General features: G+C 41.5%; 18 protein-coding genes and 1 pseudogene. 17 read left to right on the top strand and 2 right to left on the bottom strand.

Translation table 11 applies throughout. The features are described 5' to 3' along the window. The coding region (locus tag HMPREF8571_RS08575) for a Cna B-type domain-containing protein (protein ID WP_141553722.1) at positions 1-514 on the top strand (514 nt) is incomplete at its 5' end. Positions 515-718: 204 nt separating this feature from the next. Continuing rightward, on the top strand, positions 719-1,459 hold the full coding sequence (locus HMPREF8571_RS08570; protein WP_000573476.1) for a class I SAM-dependent methyltransferase: 741 nt from the start codon (positions 719-721) through the stop codon (positions 1,457-1,459). Between the two features lie 80 nt (positions 1,460-1,539). Here the strand turns inward: HMPREF8571_RS08570 and HMPREF8571_RS08565 are convergent, their stop codons facing one another. Beyond that, positions 1,540-1,899 (bottom strand): DUF3397 domain-containing protein, encoded by a 360-nt coding sequence (locus HMPREF8571_RS08565; RefSeq protein WP_000525391.1) that lies wholly within the window; start codon positions 1,897-1,899, stop codon positions 1,540-1,542. Positions 1,900-1,990: 91 nt separating this feature from the next. On the opposite strand from HMPREF8571_RS08565, the gene HMPREF8571_RS08560 reads away from it, so the two are divergent. Genes HMPREF8571_RS08560 through HMPREF8571_RS08540 form a run of 5 tightly spaced genes read left to right on the top strand, consistent with a single transcriptional unit; the run spans position 1,991 to position 6,697 of the window. Continuing rightward, positions 1,991-2,947 (top strand): TIGR01212 family radical SAM protein, encoded by a 957-nt coding sequence (locus tag HMPREF8571_RS08560; protein WP_025168460.1) that lies wholly within the window; start codon positions 1,991-1,993, stop codon positions 2,945-2,947. Beyond that, positions 2,931-3,488 (top strand): tRNA (mnm(5)s(2)U34)-methyltransferase, encoded by a 558-nt coding sequence (locus HMPREF8571_RS08555; protein ID WP_000828418.1) that lies wholly within the window; start codon positions 2,931-2,933, stop codon positions 3,486-3,488. Before HMPREF8571_RS08560 ends, HMPREF8571_RS08555 begins: the two co-directional genes overlap by 17 nt. Next, positions 3,481-3,735: a hypothetical protein gene (locus HMPREF8571_RS08550; protein ID WP_000361099.1), complete on the top strand. Its 255-nt coding sequence runs from the start codon at positions 3,481-3,483 to the stop codon at positions 3,733-3,735. The genes HMPREF8571_RS08555 and HMPREF8571_RS08550 overlap by 8 nt, the downstream gene beginning before the upstream one ends. 11 nt (positions 3,736-3,746) lie before the next feature. After that, positions 3,747-5,801 carry a cation:proton antiporter gene (locus tag HMPREF8571_RS08545; RefSeq protein ID WP_000421620.1) on the top strand — a complete coding sequence of 685 codons (2,055 nt, stop codon included), beginning with the start codon at positions 3,747-3,749 and terminating at the stop codon, positions 5,799-5,801. Between the two features lie 35 nt (positions 5,802-5,836). Then, positions 5,837-6,697 carry a YihY/virulence factor BrkB family protein gene (locus HMPREF8571_RS08540; RefSeq protein ID WP_000759520.1) on the top strand — a complete coding sequence of 287 codons (861 nt, stop codon included), beginning with the start codon at positions 5,837-5,839 and terminating at the stop codon, positions 6,695-6,697. 39 nt (positions 6,698-6,736) lie between these two features. Here the strand turns inward: HMPREF8571_RS08540 and queA are convergent, their stop codons facing one another. Beyond that, positions 6,737-7,765 (bottom strand): tRNA preQ1(34) S-adenosylmethionine ribosyltransferase-isomerase QueA, encoded by a 1,029-nt coding sequence (queA, locus tag HMPREF8571_RS08535; RefSeq protein ID WP_001090129.1) that lies wholly within the window; start codon positions 7,763-7,765, stop codon positions 6,737-6,739. A gap of 149 nt (positions 7,766-7,914) precedes the next feature. Here queA and HMPREF8571_RS08530 point away from each other — a divergent pair, with 149 nt between their 5' ends. The 10 genes and pseudogenes from HMPREF8571_RS08530 to hemW all read left to right on the top strand — a co-directional run bounded on the left by HMPREF8571_RS08530 (position 7,915) and on the right by hemW (position 21,826). Next, complete coding sequence (locus HMPREF8571_RS08530; RefSeq protein ID WP_000864597.1) at positions 7,915-8,622, top strand: glucosamine-6-phosphate deaminase; 708 nt, start codon at positions 7,915-7,917, stop codon at positions 8,620-8,622. A gap of 216 nt (positions 8,623-8,838) precedes the next feature. Beyond that, positions 8,839-16,542: a GEVED domain-containing protein gene (locus tag HMPREF8571_RS08525; protein WP_000513888.1), complete on the top strand. Its 7,704-nt coding sequence runs from the start codon at positions 8,839-8,841 to the stop codon at positions 16,540-16,542. Between the two features lie 214 nt (positions 16,543-16,756). Further along, positions 16,757-17,008: pseudogene (locus tag HMPREF8571_RS11510) on the top strand (SAM-dependent methyltransferase); the annotation flags it as partial. Positions 17,009-17,021: 13 nt separating this feature from the next. Continuing rightward, on the top strand, positions 17,022-17,645 hold the full coding sequence (locus HMPREF8571_RS08520) for a Type 1 glutamine amidotransferase-like domain-containing protein (RefSeq protein ID WP_000811170.1): 624 nt from the start codon (positions 17,022-17,024) through the stop codon (positions 17,643-17,645). A gap of 156 nt (positions 17,646-17,801) precedes the next feature. Then, the gene (rpsU, locus tag HMPREF8571_RS08515) at positions 17,802-17,978 is read left to right on the top strand and encodes a 30S ribosomal protein S21 (RefSeq protein ID WP_000048054.1); all 177 of its coding nucleotides are present in this window, start codon (positions 17,802-17,804) and stop codon (positions 17,976-17,978) included. A 130-nt stretch (positions 17,979-18,108) separates the two neighbouring features. After that, a complete protein-coding gene (hprK, locus tag HMPREF8571_RS08510; RefSeq protein WP_000115193.1) occupies positions 18,109-19,044 on the top strand; it encodes an HPr(Ser) kinase/phosphatase in 936 nt (311 codons plus the stop codon). After that, on the top strand, positions 19,037-19,825 hold the full coding sequence (lgt, locus tag HMPREF8571_RS08505) for a prolipoprotein diacylglyceryl transferase (protein ID WP_000609721.1): 789 nt from the start codon (positions 19,037-19,039) through the stop codon (positions 19,823-19,825). The genes hprK and lgt overlap by 8 nt, the downstream gene beginning before the upstream one ends. Continuing rightward, the gene (locus tag HMPREF8571_RS08500) at positions 19,826-20,209 is read left to right on the top strand and encodes a DUF948 domain-containing protein (RefSeq protein ID WP_000895024.1); all 384 of its coding nucleotides are present in this window, start codon (positions 19,826-19,828) and stop codon (positions 20,207-20,209) included. Between the two features lie 15 nt (positions 20,210-20,224). Then, positions 20,225-20,623 (top strand): YtxH domain-containing protein, encoded by a 399-nt coding sequence (locus HMPREF8571_RS08495; RefSeq protein WP_000517363.1) that lies wholly within the window; start codon positions 20,225-20,227, stop codon positions 20,621-20,623. 72 nt (positions 20,624-20,695) lie between these two features. Next, positions 20,696-21,826 carry a radical SAM family heme chaperone HemW gene (hemW, locus tag HMPREF8571_RS08490; protein ID WP_001170085.1) on the top strand — a complete coding sequence of 377 codons (1,131 nt, stop codon included), beginning with the start codon at positions 20,696-20,698 and terminating at the stop codon, positions 21,824-21,826. Positions 21,827-21,830: the final 4 nt, after the last annotated feature.

The raw sequence follows: 21,830 nt of genomic DNA, 5'->3' as shown, positions 1-21,830 counted from the left end.
AGCTGTGAAAGAATATACCTCAACAGTTACTACGGACAAAGATGGTAAGTACACAGTTACCAATACACATGATCCAGAGAAGATTAATCTTAAAGGTCATAAGATCTGGAAAGGTGACGAAAAACATCAAAACGTTCGTCCAGCATCTATCACAGTGAAGCTACTTGCGAATGGTAAAGAAACCGATAAAGAAGCTACAGCTTCAGAAGCAACTGGTTGGACTTATGAGTTCACAGAACTTGATCGTTATAAAGACGGTCAAGAAATCAAGTACACTGTCAAAGAAGTTAGTGTTCCAAAAGGTTACACAGCTACTGAAACTGGTATGAACGTTACAAATACATACACTCCAGAAAAACCAACACCAGGCAAACCAAATGAACCAGGAAAACCTAAAAAAGGTGGGGAATTGCCTAATACAGGAAGCGAGTCTAACCAAGCGGCTCTAGTAGCTGGATTCGCCCTTCTTGGATTGGGAACAGGATTCTTGGCAAGACGCAAAAAAGAAGATTAAGTTTTTTAAACAGTATCTTTTACTAAATTTGCAACACGTTTTAAAAGTAGAAACAAGTGTCAATAGAAATTGGCACTTGTTTTTTGTAACTGACTCTGGTTCTACTACCGGATACAAGTGGATAGTTGCCACTTACTAAAATGCTATTGTTTTTGTGACGAAATCCTCTATAATAGGTGACAAATAGAAAAGGAGATGTTGCAAATGATTGAAACAAGATTACAAGATAAATTGAAGTCAGGTTTGGAGGTAGAAAATTTTCAAAAAGATGGCGATATCTATCTGTCTCTTAATCCAGACTATCTATCTGGAGATAATGCTAAATACATGACCATGTATAACCGTTTGGCTCGCTGGTATGATATGAGTGAAAAATGGATAGGACCGCTTCTCCACGGCAAGGCAATTGACAAGTTGAGAAGGGATCTGATGGAGGAAATAGAATGGAAAGATAATTTATCTGTTCTTTATGTCTCTATCGGTACTGGTCAAGACCTCCGTTATATTCCTGAGACAATTGATCTGAAAAGTTTAGACTTTGTAGGGGTGGATATTTCTATCAGTATGCTTAAAAAATGCCAGAAATCTTGCGCTAAAAAGACCAATCTGCAACTTTTCCATGCTTGCGCGGAGGATCTACCCTTTGCGGATAATAGTTTTGACATTGTCTACCATATTGGCGGAATCAATTTTTTCAATGATAAGGCTAAAGCTATGCAGGAAATGCTACGAGTGGCGAAGCCAGGGACTAAGATTTTAATTGCAGATGAGACGGCTGACTATGTGGATCAGCAATATAAGAAAAATCATTTTAGTAAGGAATATTTTAAAGATGCTACTGTTGATTTGAGTGAAATTGAGAATGCTGTTCCAAGCGAAGTTAAGGAAAAGGAATTGAAACTTCTATGGGATGGCAAATTCTACGCCTTAACATTTATGAAATAAGAAAAGTATCTTGGTAGAGCATAGAAAACAAGGTATGAAGATAAAAATATTCCCTCGGACAGCTGTCTGAGGGAATGTTTTTATGGGAGCATCATCAATTCGACAATCATAGCTATGTAGATAATCAGAGTAAGGAGAAAACCTGCTCTCCAGAAGAATTTGATAAATTTAGGGTAGTAAAAACTTCTTTTTTTGAGGAGAAAAAAGATAACTAAGAGGATTGCTAGGAGAGAAAGGGCAACACCAAGTCGCGGTAGAAAGTTGTGGATAAAGGCTTTAGCAGTGATCAGATAGTACTCAAATACCAAAAGTGGAAAAGCTAGATCCGCGAAATTAAATCCTATTTTCCTAAGTCCGAAAAGCTTGGTGACAATAAAGCAAACTACCAAGGTTAATATCAATAATAAAATAGATGCTATTTTCATTAAAATCATACCCATATTGTATCATAAAAAAACGCTAAAGGAAATGAGAAACAAGGGAATTTGTAGGAAAGTCAGGCTTTTGAGATTGTTAGTGATTTTTGTTATAATGAAAGTTATGAAATCTTATAATACCTTGAATGATTATTATCGAAAACTTTTTGGAGAAAAGACTTTCAAAGTTCCTATTGATGCGGGATTTGACTGTCCAAATCGGGATGGAACTGTAGCCCATGGTGGTTGTACTTTTTGTACGGTTTCAGGTTCTGGAGATGCCATCGTGGCACCGGATGCCCCTATCCGTGAGCAATTTTATAAGGAAATTGACTTTATGCACCGCAAGTGGCCAGATGTTAAAAAGTATCTAGTTTATTTCCAAAACTTTACCAACACCCATGAAAAGGTGGAAGTGATTCGGGAGCGATATGAGCAGGCTATCAAGGAGCCAGGTGTAGTAGGGATCAATATCGGAACACGGCCAGACTGTTTACCCGATGAAACCATCGAATATTTGGCTGAGTTGTCGGAGCGTATGCATGTGACGGTAGAATTGGGCCTGCAGACCACTTATGAAGCAACCTCTGACCTGATTAACCGTGCCCATTCTTATGAATTGTACGTGGAAACGGTCAAGCGCTTGAGGAAATATCCCAAGATTGAGATTGTTTCCCATTTGATCAACGGGCTGCCTGGGGAAACTCATGAGATGATGGTTGAAAATGTTCGTCGCTGTGTCACAGATAATGATATTCAAGGAATTAAACTGCACTTGCTTCACCTCATGACCAATACACGGATGCAGCGAGATTACCATGAGGGACGCTTGCAACTGATGAGTCAGGACGAGTATGTCAAGGTCATTTGTGACCAGTTGGAAATCATTCCCAAGCATATCGTCATCCATCGAATCACGGGAGATGCGCCTAGAGATATGCTGATTGGCCCTATGTGGAGCCTCAATAAATGGGAAGTGCTAAATGCTATTGAAACTGAGATGCGACGTCGTGGAAGTGTGCAAGGATGCAAGGCTGTAAAACAGGAGTTTAAAAATGAAAAGACCACTTGAGATGGCACATGATTTTTTGGCTGAAGTCGTGACAAAAGAGGATATCGTAGTGGATGCGACCATGGGTAATGGTCATGACACGCTTTTTTTAGCCAAGCTAGCCAAGCAAGTCTATGCCTTTGATATCCAGGAGCAGGCTTTGGAGAAGACGCAAGAGCGTTTGGACCAGGCTGGAATGATAAATGCCCAGTTAATCTTGCAAGGCCATGAGACACTGGACCAATTTGTGACAGAAGCTAAGGCAGGGATTTTTAATCTGGGTTATCTGCCTTCTGCTGACAAATCCGTCATCACACAACCTCAGACTACCATTGAAGCACTTGAAAAGCTGTGTCATTTGCTTGTCAAGGGGGGACGGATTGCTATCATGATCTACTATGGTCATGAGGGAGGAGATACTGAGAGGGATGTTGTATTGGAGTTTGTTAGCCAGTTGAACCAACAAGAGTATACAGCTGCCATTTATCGGACTCTCAACCAAGTTAATAATCCACCGTTTTTAGTTATGATTGAAAAATTAGAAAGGTATAGACATGGATAAACAATACCTTCGTGAGAAGCTTGAGGCAATGCGCCAAAATTTTGTTGAGTCAACGCAGCATGAGCGAGCGGTAGGAGTACTCGACGAAGAGCATATGAGTAAGAAAATGCTCAAAATAAAGAAAAAGTTAGTGGCTCTTGAAATGGAACGGTGCCAGAAAAAAATTGAGCACAAAGACTGTTCCAAGATTGATCAGAAAATCCAAGAGCAGAAGGAGATATTTGAATCTTGCTGTAAAAAAGACTAAGGAGGAATTGCGTGGAATTACTCATTTACCTGATTCTATTTTTATTTGTCTTAATTGTTTCCAGTACGACTAATAAACTCTTGCCTTTTTTGCCCCTCCCCCTAGTACAAATCCTTTTGGGAATTGGCATTGGTCTTTTTTTACCAAGTACTGACTTTCATCTCAATACCGAGCTGTTTTTGGCAGTTGTTATTGGTCCCCTACTCTTTCGTGAAGCTCAAGAAGCAGATATTACATCTGTTTTAAAACACTGGCGTATCATTGTTTATTTAATTTTTCCAGTGATTTTCATCTCTACCCTGAGTTTGGGATCATTGGCTCATTTCCTTTGGATGACACTTCCTTTAGCTGCCTGCGTGGCTGTTGGGGCAGCGCTTGGTCCGACGGATTTAGTTGCTTTTGCTTCTCTGTCTGAGCGTTTTAGTTTCCCAAAGCGGGTTTCCAATATCCTCAAAGGAGAAGGACTTTTAAATGATGCTTCTGGCTTGGTAGCCTTTCGAGTGGCTCTGGCTGCCTGGACAACAGGTGCTTTTTCTCTTAGCCAGGCTGGGACTTCTTTAGCCCTGTCTATCATAGGTGGTTTTACGGTCGGTTTTGTGACGGCAATGATCAATCGTTTCCTACATACATTTTTACTGAGTGTGCGAGCGACGGATATAGCGAGTGAACTTTTGCTTGAACTGAGTTTGCCTCTTATGACCTTTTTTATCGCCGAAGAAATTCATGTTTCAGGGATTATCGCAGTTGTAGTTGCAGGGATTTTGAAGGCCAGTCGTTTCAAGAAAATTACACTCCTCGAAGCCCAAGTGGATACTGTTACTGATACTGTTTGGCATACCGTGACCTTTATGCTCAATGGATCTGTCTTTGTCATCTTGGGAATGGAATTGGAAATGATAGTAGAACCTATCCTGACCAATCCCCTTTATAACCCCTTACTCTTATTGGTATCGGTTGTTTTACTGACATTCTTACTTTTTGCCATTCGCTTTGTCATGATTTATGGCTTCTATATTTGGAGAACTCGACGGCTCAAGAAAAATCTTCGTAATTACATGAAGGATATGCTCCTTTTGACCTTCTCTGGTGTAAAAGGAACGGTCTCTATTGCAACCATTCTTCTCATACCTAGTAATCTAGAGCAGGAGTATCCCCTCTTACTTTTCCTTGTAGCAGGTGTCACGCTGTTAAGCTTTCTAACAGGTCTTTTAGTGCTTCCCCACCTTTCCGAGGAGCAAGAAGAAACCAAGGATTACCTCATGCACATTGCAATTTTAAATGAGGTCACAGGAGAGTTAGAAAAAGAACTGGAAGGGCATAAGAACAAACTACCCCTTTATGCGGCTATTGATAATTATCACGGTCGAATTGAGAACCTAATCCTTAGTCAAGAAAATAAAAGCGCCCAAGAGGACTGGGAGGCTTTAAAACTCCTCATCTTGAGTATCGAAAGCGATGGTTTAGAGCAGGCTTACGAGGAAGGAAAAATCGGTGAGCGTGGCTATCAAGTTTACCAACGCTATTTGAAAAATATGGAACAGAGCATCAATCGCAAGGTGGCTTCCCGCCTAACATATTACTTCCTTGTATCCCTCCGTATCTTGCGTTTTGTCTTGCATGAATTGCTGACCTTTGGCCAGACCTTCCGTAGTTGGAATGACAAGGAGCAACGTCGCCTTCGAGCTATTGATTATGATCAAATATCCGAACTCTATCTGGAGAATACGGAGTTGATTATCGAAAGTTTGGAAAATCTAAAAGGAATCTACAAGAGTAGTCTGATTAGCTTTATGCAGGAGTCTCGCTTGCGTGAAACAGCTATAATCGGTAGTGGGGCCTTTGTCGAACGTGTTATTACTCGTATCAAACCAAACAATATCGATGAAATGCTAAGAGGTTACTACCTAGAACGTAAGTTAATCTTTGAATACGAAGAGAAGAAATTGATTACGACCAAGTATGCCAAGAAATTACGGCAAAATGTCAACAATCTTGAAAATTATTCTCTAAAAGAAGCCGCAAATACCCTACCCTATGATATGATGGAATTAGTCAGAAGAAATTAGTTTAGAAAATCAAAGTGTATTAGGAGGATCGCAACATGAAAAAGTGGTGGAAAGAGCTGATGGACAGGCCTTTATTGAAAGCTTTTTTGCATTATTATCAAGCATCTGATAGCGAGTTGACCAGTGTTGCGGTTGCCTACTATTGGTTGATTTCAATTTTTCCTTTGCTAATGATAATGGTCAATATTTTGCCTTATTTTCAGATTCCAGTCTCAAATTTCTTACTGACAATCAAGGAATTCTTGCCTGATACGGTGTATGATGTGGTTGCCAAGATTGTACGAGAAGTTCTGACTCAACCATCAACTGGTTTGCTGAGTTTTGCCGTTTTATCTGCCCTCTGGACCTTTTCGAAATCAATGGATTTCCTCCAAAAAGCTTTTAACAAAGCCTATGGGGTGACCAAGAGTCGAGGAATTATCTCCCATCAGTTGATGAGTCTACTTGTTAGTTTTGGCCTGCAGATTCTTTTTGCCTTGGCCTTGTTTTTGAGTATGTTTGGTCGTATGTTGCTCAACCTCCTCAAAACTTACTGGCAATCAGACAGTCCGCTATTTTCCTACCTGCAAGATTTTACAGGCCCTCTGGTCTATGCCTTGATCTTTGCCATTCTAGTCATGATTTATTACTTCCTTCCAAAAGTAAAAGCACCACGAATCCGCTATGTTTTACCAGGAAGTGTCTTTGTCTTGCTAACTCTTATCTTTTTATTGAATATCTTTTCTGTCTACGTCAATAGTTATGTCAATCATCTGGTTGATGTCCGATTTTTCAGTTCCATTATCGTGGTAGTCATGATGTTCTGGTTTATTCTCATTGCAAAGATTTTGATTATCGGAGCAGTTATCAATGCCAGTGTTCAGAGCTTGAAAGATCCAAAGTTTAGTATGGAATAATTAGAAAAATCCCTATTAGGTTTCCTAATAGGGATTTTCTTAATAGATAAACATGGCATCTCCAAAACTGAAGAAGCGGTAGTGTTCTTGGATGGCATGGTGGTAAGCATCTAGGACTAAGTCCCGACCAGCAAAGGCTGAAACTAGCATAACCAGAGTTGATTTTGGAAGGTGGAAGTTTGTTGAGAAGGCGTCTACAAACTTCCACTCGTAACCAGGTTTGATAAAGATATTGGTCCAGCCAGAATCTGCTTGGATTTGTCCGTCAAACTTAGAGCCGATGGTTTCCAGTGTTCGGATCGAAGTAGTTCCTACAGCGATGACACGGCCACCATTTTCCTTGACAGATCGAAGGGTGGCTGCTGCTTCCTCAGAAAGTTGGTAGAATTCGGAGTGCATTTCATGTTCGTCCAGATTGTCAACAGAGACAGGTCTAAAGGTTCCGAGTCCGACGTGAAGAGTGAGATAGACTAGATGAACACCTTTGGCTTGGATTTCTGCTAGCAGTTCTTTGGTGAAGTGCAATCCAGCAGTCGGTGCTGCAGCAGAGCCACTTTCTTTAGCGTAGACCGTTTGATAACGTTCACGGTCATCTAGTTTTTCGTGGATGTAGGGTGGTAGTGGCATTTCTCCCAGACTTTCCAAAACTTCTAGGAAAATCCCTTGGTATTCAAAGCGGACAATGCGGCCTCCGTGGGTCAATTCTTGCGTAACGACAGCGCTGAGGCGACCATCGCCAAAGTTGACACGAGTACCGACCTTGAGGCGTTTGGCAGGTTTAGCTAGGACTTCCCACTCATCACCAGCAGTATTTTTAAGAAGGAGAAGCTCCACGTGGCCACCTGTTTCTTCCTTTTGACCATAGAGGCGGGCTGGGAGAACACGGGTGTCGTTCATGACAAGGGCATCACCTGGTTCCAACATATCAATAATAGAGTGGAAGTGTTTATCCTGAAATTCTCCCGTCTCACGATTGACGATGAGGAGTTTAGAGGCATCACGTTTTTCAAGGGGCGTTTGAGCAATCAATTCCTCAGGTAAGTGGAAATCAAAATCAGCTGTATTCATTTTTTCATCATTCTTTCTAACTTCTAATCTTATCCATTATAACACGTTTCAAGTTTGGACGCTCTTTTTTTAGAAATTAAATCGTTTTCACTTGACAAAAATTGGTCTATACCATATAATAAATATAGATTAAAATGGAGGATGAAAAGATGAAAGTTATTAAAGTTGAAAACCAAATCGAAGGTGGAAAAGTTGCTTTTAAAATTTTGAAGGAAAAGTTAGCCAATGGCGCTCAAACATTGGGACTTGCGACAGGAAGTAGTCCACTTGAGTTTTACAAGGAAATCGTTGAGAGTGACCTTGATTTTTCAAATCTTACTAGTGTCAACCTTGATGAGTATGTGGGACTTGATGGGGACAATCCACAATCTTACCGTTACTTCATGCAAGAAAACTTGTTTAACCAAAAACCATTTAAAGAAAGTTTCTTGCCTCGTGGGGTTAAGGACAATGCAGAAGCAGAAGTAGAACGCTACAATCAAATTTTGGCTGACCATCCAGTTGATTTGCAAATCTTGGGAATTGGTCGCAATGGACATATCGGCTTTAACGAGCCAGGAACTCCATTTGATAGCCAAACACATCTAGTCGAACTTGACCAGTCTACCATCGAAGCTAATGCTCGCTTCTTTGACAAGATTGAAGACGTCCCAACCCAAGCCATTTCAATGGGAATTAAAAACATCTTGGATGCCAAGTCTATCCTTCTCTTTGCTTATGGTGAGTCAAAAGCAGAAGCCATTGCTGGAACAGTGTCAGGCCCAGTAACTGAAAGTCTACCAGCAAGTAGCCTACAAAACCACCCTGATGTGACTATTATCGCTGATGCAGAAGCGCTCAGCTTACTTGAAAAATAAATTCAGAACCACTTGCTCTTTGGAGTGAGTGGTTTTGTATTAATACTGAAAATATAAATCAAAAAATCACTGCAGTTTCATTATATTAATTTAAAATAGTTTTTAATTACTAATTTTTAAAGAAATAAAGTAAATTTTTGGGATTTTTCACTAGCGGACAAATAAAAATTACTGTATAATATCATAAGTTATGTAATTTTATTTAAGGAGATTGTAATGGGAAAAGATTTATTTAATTCGCACTTTCATAAGTTTTCTATTCGAAAGCTAAATGTAGGAGTTTGTTCTGTGCTCTTGTCTACCTTGGTTCTATTGGGAGTGACGTCTCAGGTTAGCGCTGATGAGACGAGTGTGACAAACTCTTTAAACGAGGTAGCTAAAACAAACCTTGATAAAACAACGGGCACTTCTATATCACCTACAGATTCTAAAACATCAGAAAAGTCTGAAACTCCATCTGTAGTAGAATCCTCTCAACCAACTAAAGAAACAGCAACTTCAAATTCTGGAACAGAGCCTGCTGATAAAAAGAACAATGACCAATCGGTTATCTCTGAAACATCACAGTCTCCTGTTGAGAAACCAGTTACTTCTCCAGAAGATAAATCTAGAGAGAGTGCTAAACCAGAAACTGCAGCTGCTCCAATAATTGCTGAACCTACTGAGACGTCTAGTGCTACTGAACAATCTACACGTTCTCGTAGAGTTCGTCGTGATACCCAGGCAACTACAGTTGCACCAGCTAGTTATGCAGGTGCGGACGATGCGACTCCTGTACCACGTACATCTAAACCAGAATTGTCTGAATCAGAGAAGAAAGAAAGTACACAATTAGCAAAACAAATTAACTGGATTGATTTCTCTGATACAGCAAGTTTGAAAAACTTAGATCCTCAGGGAGGGTTTAAGATTGGAACTACTTATACGAAGGAAATTTCGCCTGGCTATGTAGTGACACTTACCGTTACAGAGCTCAAACCATTTCAATCAACTGAAATCTATAAAAAACGGGTTGAAGGAACTTCATCTGCTGGAACTTATGATCCAAATGCAACAAACAATTATTTAAAAAATTGGAAAGATTATGGAAAAACTCCACCTCCTGTATCAGGTCAAGCGCAAGATAAATGGAGTACTATTGGTGGACAAGGTTTTGATACAAAAGGCCATAAAACACAAATTATCGTACCAGTTGATGGTGTAAACTGGGGGGTTAAATTTAAAATAGAAGCCACTTATCGTGGTAAAAAAGTAAAACCAGCAGTTGTTATGGCTGATGGAGAAGATGCTAACCCTGGTGAATATGGTATTTTTACCACTAACGGTGAAGGTTGGGAATACGTAGGAGAATGGATGAAAGGTCCTCGTGCAAAAGGTCCTTACACTGTTACGACTGAAGAACTTGTTAAGCAGGCTGACAAGACAACAAGAGGTGGTCTACTAATCCTAAAAGATAAGACTGTCGATTGGAATAAGTTTTTGAGTCCTGATACAGTTACAGGTGGTCTAGGTAGTCAAGTATTTGGACCAATAGTTTCAGCAAGTAAAGCAGTGCCAGTTGTAATGACCCGTGGGGCTTCTGAGGTAGGTTTTTATGTTGCGACCGCAGGGCAACAGGCACTTATGATGGGATTCTTGGTAGTTGATGGTGGTGATGCGCCAGAAAGTTACGGTGAAGCTCACCATACTATCTCTACACGCGATTCGATAACAAATGTTCAAATAAATCAACCTTACTTAGGTTCTACAGAAGCAGATATCGATGTGGATTCTAAAAATAACTGGACTTCTGATGATCGTGAGGATGTTTCAGATGAAGGTTCACAGCAATTGCTAACTGCTGATCAATATAGCAATACTAACGACCTCTTGGATTTAAACAAAGCTAAGAATGGCACTTATACTCTTAAGATTAAGGCTAATCCAAATGGTAATGCTAAAGCATATGTCAAGGCATGGGTGGACTTCAATAATAACGGGAAATTTGATGATAATGAAGGCAGTGTAGTTAAAGAAATAACTGCTAATGGAGATCACACTTTAACATTTAATGCAATTCCGAGTCTTAGTGGTGGGTTAGTTGACCAACTTGGAATGCGTGTGCGTATTGCGACTAATGCAGGTGATATTGAGAAGCCTACCGGGATGGCATTTAGTGGTGAAGTAGAGGACATGTTGGTTCGTCGTACTTATCCACCTCAAGGTGAAAAGAAAGAAACAACCGGTCTTCAAGGTGAAACACAAAATGCTACAGTTCACTTCACACCTAAAGGACCAGATCGTTCAGACTTTGTAACTAATGCTAGCATGAGTAGCCAAGCGCCACAGATTTTGGATAATCAAGGGAATGTATTGACTCCAACAAACGGCAATACTTATGTGCGTCCGGAAGGGACCTATGTAGTGACTACTAATGGTGATGATATCGATGTAGCGTTCACACCAAATGCAGACTTCACAGGAACTGCTGAAGGGATTAATATTCGTCGTACAGACTCGAACGGTTCATCAACTAACTGGCAATCAACTGATGCATCAAATCCAAATAAGAATGACATTCTGAACAATATGGATGGTCGATACATCCCTACTGTTCGAAAGATACCAACATATGAATCGACTGGTGTTCAAGGTCAAGAACAAAACAAAAATCTAATCTTTAATGATGGTGATTCTGCAAAAACGCCAGTGACTCCAGATGCTTCACGCCCTGCGACCTTTGTGAATGCTAACGGCCAACCTATTACTGGTAACTCAGTTCCTGCTACATCCAATGGTCAGTCAGTTGGAACTTATGAGTTAGACCCTAACACTGGTCAAGTCACTTTCAAACCTAACAAAAATTTTGTTGGTACCCCGGATCCAGTTACTGTTCAAGTAAATGATTCTAACGGTGTTCCTTACCGAGCACATTATAATCCAACAGTGACTAAAGTGACACCTACAGGGACTAACGCAACCAGCACAGGCCCTCAGGGTGTTCCACAAACAGGAACTCCAACCTTCCAAGGTGGCGATCCACTTGTTCCAATCGATGAAACAGTAGAGCCAACCTTCGCAGATGGCAGCAAAGAGAAGTCTATTCCAGGTCAAGGAACTTACACGATTGCCCCAGATGGCACAGTGACCTTCACTCCGGACAAACAGTTTGTCGGCAAGCCAGATCCAATAACGGTTAAACGTGTGGATAAGAACGGTACCCCAGTTACTGCGACTTACAGTCCAGAGTTTACGAAAGTAACACCAACTGGTACTGGTGATAAGACAGAGGGTCTGCAAGGTCAGGTTCAAGAAGGTAAAGTGACCTTCACTCCAGGCCATGACTCAGTTCCATTCCCAGCTGATTCGACTCCACTATTTGACAATGGTACAACTGTGAAAGAATTGCCAAATGTTGGTAAGTTCGAAGTGGACGCAGACGGAAAAGTGACCTTCACTCCTGATAAGCAGTTCAAGGGTGAAACACCAGAGCTTGAATTGACTCGTGTGGATGCCAATGGAACTCCTGTTACTGTCAAGTACCAAGCAGTAGTGAAAGAAGTTGTTCCTACAGGTACTAACGCAACCAGCACAGGCCCTCAGGGTGTTCCACAAACAGGAACTCCAAGCTTCCAAGGTGGCGATCCACTTGTTCCAATCGATGAAACAGTAGAGCCAACCTTCGCAGATGGCAGCAAGGAAAAAGTGATTCCAGGACAAGGAACCTACACGATTGCCCCAGATGGAACTGTGACCTTCATTCCAGACAAGCAGTTTGTCGGCAAACCAGATCCAGTAACAGTCAAACGTGTAGATAAGAATGGCACTCCGGTTATTGCTACTTACAGTCCAGAGTTTACTAAGGTGACTCCAACTGGAACAGGTGCAACCAGCACAGGCCCTCAGGGTGTTCCACAAACAGGAACTCCAACCTTCCAAGGTGGTGATCCACTGGTTCCAATCGATGAAACAGTCGAGCCAACCTTCGCAGATGGAAGCAAGGAAAAAGTGATTCCAGGACAAGGAACCTACACGATTGCCCCAGATGGAACTGTGACCTTCATTCCAGACAAGCAGTTTGTAGGTAGTCCAGTTCCAGTCACAGTGAAACGTGTAGATAAGAATGGCACCCCAGTCACTGCAACCTACAGTCCAGAGTTTACAAAAGTGACTCCAACTGGAATAGGTGCAACCAGCACAGGTCCTCAAGGTCTTCCGCAAACTGGTACTCCAAGCTTCCAAGGTGGTGATCCACTGGTTCCAATCGATGAAACAGTCGAGCCAACCTTCGCAGATGGCAGCAAAGAGAAGTCTATTTCAGGTCAAGGAACTTACACGATTGCACCAGATGGAACTGTAACCTTCACTCCAGACAAGCAGTTTGTAGGTAGTCCAGATCCAATCACAGTGAAACGTGTGGATAAGAACGGTACCCCAGTTACTGCGACTTACAGTCCAGAGTTTACGAAAGTAACACCAACTGGTACTGGTGATAAGACAGAGGGTCTGCAAGGTCAGGTTCAAGAAGGTAAAGTGACCTTCACTCCAGGCCATGACTCAGTTCCATTCCCAGCTGATTCGACTCCACTATTTGACAATGGTACAACTGTGAAAGAAGTGCCAAATGTTGGTAAGTTCGAAGTGGACGCAGACGGCAAGGTGTCCTTTACTCCAGACAAACAGTTCAAGGGTGAAACACCAGAGCTTGAATTGACTCGTGTGGATGCCAACGGAACTCCAGTTACCGTTAAGTACCAAGCGGTGGTGAAAGAAGTAGTTCCAACTTCAACGGACGCCACTTCAAATGGTATCCAAGGTCAACCGCAAAAAGGTACCCCAACCTTCACAGAAGGTAATCCATTGGTTCCAATTGATGATACGAAACCAATGACTTTCGAAGATGGACAGTCAACGAAAATCGTTTCAGGTGTAGGTGAATACAGCATCAATCCAGATGGCTCTATTACCTTTACGCCAGAAAAACAATATGTTGGTACACCAGATCCAGTCACAGTCAAACGTGTAGATAAGAATGGCACCCCAGTCACTGCGACCTATACCCCAACAGTGACTAAGGTAACACCAACCAGCACTAACGCAACCAGCACAGGCCCTCAGGGTGTTCCACAAACGGGCACTCCAACCTTCCAAGGTGGTAATCCACTGGTTCCAATCGATGAAACAGTTGAACCAGTCTTCGAAGATGGAAGTAAAGAGAAAACTATTCCAGGTCAAGGAACTTACACGATTGCACCAGACGGAACTGTAACCTTCACTCCAGATAAACAATTTGTTGGAAACCCAGATCCAGTCACAGTCAAACGTGTAGATAAGAATGGTACTCCAGTTACTGCAACCTACAGTCCAGAGTTTACGAAAGTAACACCAACTGGAACCGGTGCAACAAGCACAGGTCCTCAAGGACTTCCACAAACTGGTACTCCAACCTTCCAAGGTGGCGACCCATTGGTTCCAATCGATGAAACAGTCGAGCCAACCTTCGAAGATGGAAGCAAAGAGAAGTCTATTCCAGGCCAAGGGACTTACACGATTGCCCCAGATGGAACTGTGACCTTCATTCCAGACAAGCAGTTTGTAGGTAGTCCAGTTCCAGTCACAGTGAAACGTGTAGATAAGAATGGCACCCCAGTCACTGCAACCTACAGTCCAGAGTTTACGAAAGTAACACCGACTGGTACAGGTGATAAGACAGAAGGCCTTCAAGGTCAGGTCCAAGAAGGTAAAGTCAGCTTCACCCCAGGCCATGACTCAGTTTCATTCCCAGCTGATTCGACTCCACTATTTGACAATGGAACAGCTGTGAAAGAAGTGCCAAATGTTGGTAAGTTCGAAGTGGACGCAGACGGCAAAGTGACCTTCACCCCAGATAAGCAGTTCAAGGGTGAAACACCAGAGCTTGAATTGACTCGTGTGGATGCCAATGGAACTCCTGTTACTGTTAAGTACCAAGCAGTAGTGAAAGAAGTCACTCCTACAGGAACTAACGCAACCAGCTCAGGCCCTCAAGGTGTCCCACAAACAGGCACTCCAAGCTTCCAAGGTGGCGATCCACTTGTTCCAATCGATGAAACAGTAGAGCCAACATTCGAAGATGGAAGCAAAGAGAAATCTATTCCAGGTCAAGGAACTTACACGATTGCACCAGACGGAACTGTAACTTTCACTCCAGACAAACAGTTTGTAGGAAAAGCAGATCCAGTCACAGTCAAACGTGTAGATAAGAATGGCACCCCAGTCACTGCGACCTATACCCCAACAGTGACTAAGGTAACACCAACCAGCACTAACGCAACCAGCACAGGCCCTCAGGGTGTTCCACAAACAGGAACTCCAACCTTCCAAGGTGGCGATCCACTTGTTCCAATCGATGAAACAGTAGAGCCAACCTTCGCAGATGGCAGCAAGGAAAAAGTGATTCCAGGACAAGGAACCTACACGATTGCCCCAGATGGAACTGTGACCTTCATTCCAGACAAGCAGTTTGTCGGCAAACCAGATCCAGTAACAGTGAAACGTGTAGATAAGAATGGCACTCCGGTTACTGCTACTTACAGTCCAGAGTTTACTAAGGTGACTCCAACTGGAACAGGTGCAACCAGCACAGGCCCTCAGGGTGTTCCACAAACAGGAACTCCAACCTTCCAAGGTGGCGATCCACTTGTTCCAATCGATGAAACAGTAGAGCCAACCTTCGCAGATGGCAGCAAGGAAAAAGTGATTCCAGGACAAGGAACCTACACGATTGCCCCAGATGGAACTGTGACCTTCATTCCAGACAAGCAGTTTGTCGGCAAACCAGATCCAGTAACAGTCAAACGTGTGGATAAGAATGGTACCCCAGTTACTGCGACTTACAGCCCAGAGTTTACAAAAGTAACACCAACTGGTAAAGATACTTCTTCAGTTAACATTAAGGGTGTTCCACAAACAGGCACCCCAACCTTCCAAGGTGGAGATCCGCTTGTTCCAATCAATGAAACAGTCGAGCCAACCTTTGAAGATGAATCAACTGAAAAAGTGATTCCAGGTGAAGGAACTTATGTAATCTCACCAGACGGCACTGTCACCTTCACTCCAGAAGCTAATTTTGTAGGAAAAGGAACAGGCGTAACGATTGTCCGCAAGGATAAGAATGGTACTCCAGTTACAGCAAGCTATCGCCCAACAGTTGTAGATCCATCTACTGGTCATGACACGACTTCTACAGGAGCAAAAGGTCGACCACAAGTCGCAACACCAACGTTTGAAGGACATATCAATCCGACTGTACCACCAACCTTTGAGGATGGTAGCACGACTATGGTTGTTCCGGGTGAAGGAAGCTATACAATTGATAAAGATGGTAAGATTACCTTTACTCCAGAGGCAGACTTTGTTGGTACAGCTAAAGGATTGGTTGTGAAACGTTTGGATATGTATGGGAATGTAGTTACTGCTCACTACACACCAACTGTCCTTGGACAAACACAAGTGAGTGATGCGACATCAGAAGGTCTTAAAGGTCAAACTCAGACTGGTAAACCAAACTTTACAGGTGATGTCGATCTGACAGTTCCGCCAACCTTTGAAGATGGAACAACTGAAAAAGTCGTTCCAGGCGAAGGAACTTATGTAATCTCACCAGATGGCACCGTCACCTTTACTCCTGAGGCAGACTTTGTAGGACAAGCAAAAGGTGTGAAAGTGATCCGTAAAGATCGCAATGGAAATATCCTTTCAGGATTCTATACTCCAACAGTAGTAGAACTTCCTGTAGTTAAAAATCCAGAACAACAAGGTATTACAGAAGAAAGAACTACTAAAACTCTTCCAAATACGGGTTCTGAGGAGACATCTCACTTGACAGCTGGTCTATTGGCTGCTTTATCAGGTATGGGATTAATTTCTCTAGCTCAAAGAAAAAAATCTGAGGAAGAATAATTAGTGGCGAAAGTCATTTAGTAAGTTGTTTTAGATACTTGATTGAAATGATTACATTCATTACTATCTAAGAAGATGTCAGTCTAACAGAAAGAGAGAACCAATTGGTTCTCTCTTTTTGGTAATTAGTTTGAAAATTGTTCAGCCATTTTGCCTCAATTGTCCACTATTCTACTAAAGTGGTATAATAGAGTTATTTAGAGAAGGCTCGAAGTTTGATTTAATCACAGCTTTTCAAACTCACTTTTATTGGCAGGATCTAGAGGCTTCTTTTATGGAACTTTGATGAATACTCAAATCAGACGGGCTGCTCTTACTGGCTTGTGAATATAACAAGTTGTCTTACTTTTTACCAGAGGTCCAAAGCGAAGAAGCATTTAGACGATTCTTGTTATCAGTAGGCTTTAAGCTCGTAACTAGTCAAAGAAAGGGATCATGGCTCCTTTATAAAATTGTTAAACATTAATGGAGGTACAATCATGAAACAATTATTTTTATGTTCATACTTTGCTGGAGTCAAAAAGCTTTTTAGCGATTATGCAAAGGAAAAGAATCTAGAAGACAAGGTTTTATTTATTCCTACCGCTGGGAACAAAGAGGACTATACTGCCTATATCGATGAGGCTCAGCAAACATTCAGGGATTTAGGATTTGAGATAGAGGTTCTAGATATTGCTTCTTGTGATCTAGAAACTGCTCAGGCAAAGATTTTTCAAAGTAAGATCCTTTATATCTCAGGCGGGAATACCTTTTATTTATTACAAGAATTAAAGAAAAAACAACTCCTATCTCTTATCAAAGAACAAATAAGAGATGGGCTGATCTATGTGGGAGAATCAGCAGGGGCTATCATTACCGCCAAGGATATTGACTACAATAAGCTCATGGACGACAAGACGGTAGCGAAAGAGTTATCGGATACAACGGGATTGGATGAAGTGGATTTTTATATCCTTCCACATTATGGCGAGGAACCTTTTACTGATAGTAGCAAGAAGACCTTTGAAACCTATAAAAATCAGCTCGACTTAATGCGAATGAACAATTTACAAGCTGTTATTGTAAATGATAAAGAAATAAAAGTTGTTTCTGAACAGGATTAAAATAATTTTTTTCGCTATTATGACATCTATTCTAATACGTTGTCCCTTTTAAAAAGAAAAGGGAAGATAATATAAGTTTATGTCAGTTTTCCCTTGACAATTATTCATTTTGCGTGTAAAATGGAATAGATCTTGAACTTGAAGGGAGTGAAAAAAATGTCTAAAACAGTAGTACGTAAGAATGAATCTCTTGACGATGCACTTCGTCGTTTCAAACGTGCGGTTACTAAAGCTGGTACTCTTCAAGAAACACGCAAACGTGAATTCTATGAAAAACCTTCTGTAAAACGTAAACGTAAATCAGAAGCAGCTCGTAAACGTAAAAAATTCTAATTTGAAATGAAAGGCTAGACTTGTCTAGTCTTTTTATTTTCAAATAAATACTGTAAATCCTGCAAAAAAAGGAAACTTCCAACTACAATTTGATATAATAGTAAGGAGAACTCGATTGAAGGAGGAAATTATGTCGGTTTTAGTAAGAGAAGTAATTGAAAAGCTCAGACTAGATATTGTATACGGCGAAGGCGAATTGCTTGAAAAAGAAATCAACACGGCGGACATTACGAGACCTGGTCTTGAAATGACGGGCTATTTTGATTACTACACTCCAGAAAGGATCCAGCTTTTGGGGATGAAGGAGTGGTCCTATTTGGTTAGTATGCCTTCTCAAAACCGTTATCAAGTTTTGAAAAAAATGTTTCTGCCAGAAACACCAGCGGTCATCGTAGCTCGTGGTTTGGTAGTTCCAGAAGAAATGTTGAAGGCTGCTAGAGAATGTAAGATTGCGATTTTGACCAGTCGGACAGCAACCAGCCGTTTGTCTGGAGAGTTATCTAGTTATCTTGATTCCCGTTTAGCTAAACGTACCAGTGTACATGGTGTTTTGATGGATATCTATGGCATGGGAGTCTTGATCCAAGGGGATAGTGGTATCGGTAAGAGTGAGACAGGTCTAGAACTCGTGAAGCGTGGCCATCGTCTAGTAGCGGATGACCGTGTCGATATTTATTCTAAGGATGAGATGACTCTTTGGGGAGAACCAGCTGAAATTTTAAGGCATCTGCTTGAGATTCGTGGAGTTGGGATTATTGATGTTATGAGTCTCTATGGAGCAAGCGCTGTAAAAGATTCTTCACAAGTTCAACTAGCTGTCTATTTGGAAAATTACGATACCCATAAGACTTTTGACCGTCTAGGAAACAATGCCGAAGAATTAGAAGTTTCTGGTGTAGCTATTCCACGTATCCGCATCCCGGTAAAAACAGGACGCAATATCTCTGTTGTTATTGAGGCGGCAGCAATGAACTATCGTGCTAAGGAAATGGGCTTTGATGCGACACGTTTATTTGAAGAACGTTTGACAAATCTGATCGCTCAAAATGAGGTGAAACATGATTAATCCAGTTGCATTTGAAATCGGACCTTTTTCCATTCGTTGGTATGCCCTATGTATTGTGGCAGGCTTGGTCTTGGCAGTCTATCTTGCCATGAAAGAAGCTCCTAAAAAGAAGATTTTGTCAGATGACATTCTAGATTTTATCTTAATTGCTTTTCCTGTTGCAATTTTAGGTGCCAGACTTTACTATGTACTCTTCCGCTTAGATTACTATCTTCAAAATCCAGGTGATGTGATTGCCATCTGGAATGGTGGTTTGGCCATTTATGGTGGTTTGATAGCAGGAGCTATTGTACTTTATATCTTTGCGGATAGAAAACTAATCAATACTTGGGACTTTCTAGATATTGCGGCTCCGAGCGTTCTGATTGCCCAAAGTTTAGGCCGCTGGGGAAATTTCTTTAACCAAGAAGCCTACGGTGCGGCAGTAGATAGTCTGGATTATTTGCCAGGCTTCATTCGTGATCAGATGTACATTGACGGTAGCTACCGTCAGCCGACCTTCTTGTATGAGTCAGTTTGGAATCTGATTGGTTTTGCTTTGATTCTGATTTTTAGAAGAAAATTAAAGGGAATCAGACGTGGTCATATCACTGCTTTCTACTTGATTTGGTATGGTTTTGGTCGTATGATCATAGAAGGAATGCGAACAGATAGTCTTATGTTCTTTGGCCTGCGAGTTTCCCAATGGTTATCAGTTGTCCTCATTGGACTAGGTGTTTACATCATACTTTATCAAAATCGAAAGAAAGCCCCTTTCTATCATACTGAGGAGGAAAACTAAATGTTAGAAGTTGCTTATATTCTTGTTGCCATTGCGTTGATCGTTTGTTTAGTCTATTTGACTATTACCATTCAAAAAGCAGGTCGAATGATTGATGAGACGGAGAAAACCATCAAAACCTTGTCTTCAGATGTAGATGTTACCTTACATCATACCAATGAATTGTTGGTAAAAGTTAATGTCTTGGTTGACGATATCAATGTTAAGGTTGCGACGATTGATCCACTCTTTACGGCTGTAGCAGACTTGTCTGAGTCAGTATCTGATCTCAACCAACATGCACGTGTTTTAGGCAAAAAAGCTTCATCTGCTGGTTCAAAGACCATTAAAACGGGTGCAGGCTTGTCAGCTCTTCGTGTCGCAAGTAAATTTTTCAAAAAATAAATAAGGAGAAATCTCATGGGAAAACTATCCTCTATCCTTTTAGGAACCGTTTCAGGTGCAGCTCTGGCCTTGTTCTTAACCAGTGACAAGGGCAAGCAAATTTGCAGTCAAGCTCAAGATTTTCTAGATGATTTGAGAGAAGATCCAGAATATGCCAAAGAGCAAGTCTGTGAGAAATTGACAGAAGTGAAGGAACAAGCAACGGACTTTGTGCTGAAAACAAAGGAACAAGTAGAATCTGGTGAAATCACTTTTGACAGTGTCCTTGATCAAGCCAAAACATGTGCACGACAAGCGACAGAAGCGTCAAAGGAAACCTTTAACAATCTCAAGGAGCAGTGGCAAGATCAGTCAACAACTCCAGATATCGTAGAAGACGAAGAAGAGATTATTATTGATATTACAGAAGAATAAAACATCACCATCTCTGGTTCTGGAGATGGTGATTTTTATCTGGAAAGCAGTCTTTGTGGTATAATAAATACTATGCAGAAAAAACCAACGTCAGCCTATGTGCATATTCCCTTTTGTACACAGATTTGTTATTATTGTGACTTTTCAAAGGTGTTTATTAAGAATCAACCAGTAGATAGTTATCTGGAACATCTACTTGAAGAGTTTCGTTCTTATGATATCCAAAAATTGCGAACCCTCTACATTGGAGGTGGGACACCAACAGCCCTGTCAGCTCCGCAACTAGAAGTGCTCTTGGATGGCTTGACTAAAAACTTGGACTTGTCGGTCTTAGAAGAGTTGACCATTGAGGCCAACCCAGGAGATCTGGACGCGGATAAGATTGCGGTTTTGAAAAACTCGCCAGTCAATCGTGTCTCTCTAGGTGTGCAGACTTTTGATGACAAAATGCTGAAAAAGATTGGGCGCAGTCATTTGGAGAAGGATATTTATGAAAATATCGACCGTCTTAAATTGGCTGGTTTTGACAATATCTCCATTGACTTGATTTATGCTCTACCCGGTCAAACTATGGCTCAGGTCAAGGACAATGTCGCGAAGGCAATTTCGCTTGACATTCCTCATATGAGCCTTTATAGCTTGATTTTGGAAAACCATACGGTCTTTATGAACCGTATGCGACGTGGGAAACTGCCTCTGCCTAAGGAGGAGCTAGAAGCTGAAATGTTTGAATACATCATTACAGAGCTTGAGCGAGCTGGTTTTGAACATTATGAGATTTCAAATTTCTCTAAGCCTGGCTTTGAAAGTCGCCACAATCTCATGTACTGGGACAATGCCGAGTATTATGGTATCGGTGCGGGTGCTTCAGGTTATGTGAACGGGGTGCGTTATAAAAATCATGGTCCTATCCGCCACTATCTCAATGCGGTAGAGGCAGGAAATGCTCGGATTACAGAAGAACACCTGAGTCAAACGGAGCAGATGGAAGAAGAAATGTTCCTAGGTCTCCGGAAAAAATCCGGGGTTTCCATGGCGCGATTTGAGGAAAAATTTGGACGATCCTTTGATGGACTTTATGGCGAAATCATTAGAGAATTGGTTCAACAAGGTCTCATGCAGATTGACGGTGATCGTGTCCGAATGACAAAGAGAGGTCTCTTCTTGGGAGACACTGTAGCAGAACGATTTATTTTGGAGTAGAACG

Origin of the sequence: Streptococcus mitis ATCC 6249 (assembly GCF_000146585.1) — a bacterium.
GTDB lineage: Bacteria > Bacillota > Bacilli > Lactobacillales > Streptococcaceae > Streptococcus > Streptococcus mitis_AZ.
This window is presented reverse-complemented; position numbering and strand designations above follow the sequence as displayed.

Excerpts from the sequence above, each read along its gene's own strand:
- hprK (WP_000115193.1), top strand. The coding sequence starts at position 18,109 with ATGTCGGTTTTAGTAAGAGAAGTAATTGAAAAGCTCAGACTAGATATT.
- HMPREF8571_RS08495 (WP_000517363.1), top strand. The coding sequence starts at position 20,225 with ATGGGAAAACTATCCTCTATCCTTTTAGGAACCGTTTCAGGTGCAGCT.
- HMPREF8571_RS08565 (WP_000525391.1), bottom strand. The coding sequence starts at position 1,899 with ATGGGTATGATTTTAATGAAAATAGCATCTATTTTATTATTGATATTA.
- rpsU (WP_000048054.1), top strand. The coding sequence starts at position 17,802 with ATGTCTAAAACAGTAGTACGTAAGAATGAATCTCTTGACGATGCACTT.
- HMPREF8571_RS08530 (WP_000864597.1), top strand. The coding sequence starts at position 7,915 with ATGAAAGTTATTAAAGTTGAAAACCAAATCGAAGGTGGAAAAGTTGCT.
- HMPREF8571_RS08500 (WP_000895024.1), top strand. The coding sequence starts at position 19,826 with ATGTTAGAAGTTGCTTATATTCTTGTTGCCATTGCGTTGATCGTTTGT.
- queA (WP_001090129.1), bottom strand. The coding sequence starts at position 7,765 with ATGAATACAGCTGATTTTGATTTCCACTTACCTGAGGAATTGATTGCT.
- HMPREF8571_RS08525 (WP_000513888.1), top strand. The coding sequence starts at position 8,839 with ATGGGAAAAGATTTATTTAATTCGCACTTTCATAAGTTTTCTATTCGA.
- hemW (WP_001170085.1), top strand. The coding sequence starts at position 20,696 with ATGCAGAAAAAACCAACGTCAGCCTATGTGCATATTCCCTTTTGTACA.
- HMPREF8571_RS08540 (WP_000759520.1), top strand. The coding sequence starts at position 5,837 with ATGAAAAAGTGGTGGAAAGAGCTGATGGACAGGCCTTTATTGAAAGCT.
- HMPREF8571_RS08555 (WP_000828418.1), top strand. The coding sequence starts at position 2,931 with ATGAAAAGACCACTTGAGATGGCACATGATTTTTTGGCTGAAGTCGTG.
- HMPREF8571_RS08560 (WP_025168460.1), top strand. The coding sequence starts at position 1,991 with ATGAAAGTTATGAAATCTTATAATACCTTGAATGATTATTATCGAAAA.
- HMPREF8571_RS08550 (WP_000361099.1), top strand. The coding sequence starts at position 3,481 with ATGGATAAACAATACCTTCGTGAGAAGCTTGAGGCAATGCGCCAAAAT.
- lgt (WP_000609721.1), top strand. The coding sequence starts at position 19,037 with ATGATTAATCCAGTTGCATTTGAAATCGGACCTTTTTCCATTCGTTGG.
- HMPREF8571_RS08570 (WP_000573476.1), top strand. The coding sequence starts at position 719 with ATGATTGAAACAAGATTACAAGATAAATTGAAGTCAGGTTTGGAGGTA.
- HMPREF8571_RS08520 (WP_000811170.1), top strand. The coding sequence starts at position 17,022 with ATGAAACAATTATTTTTATGTTCATACTTTGCTGGAGTCAAAAAGCTT.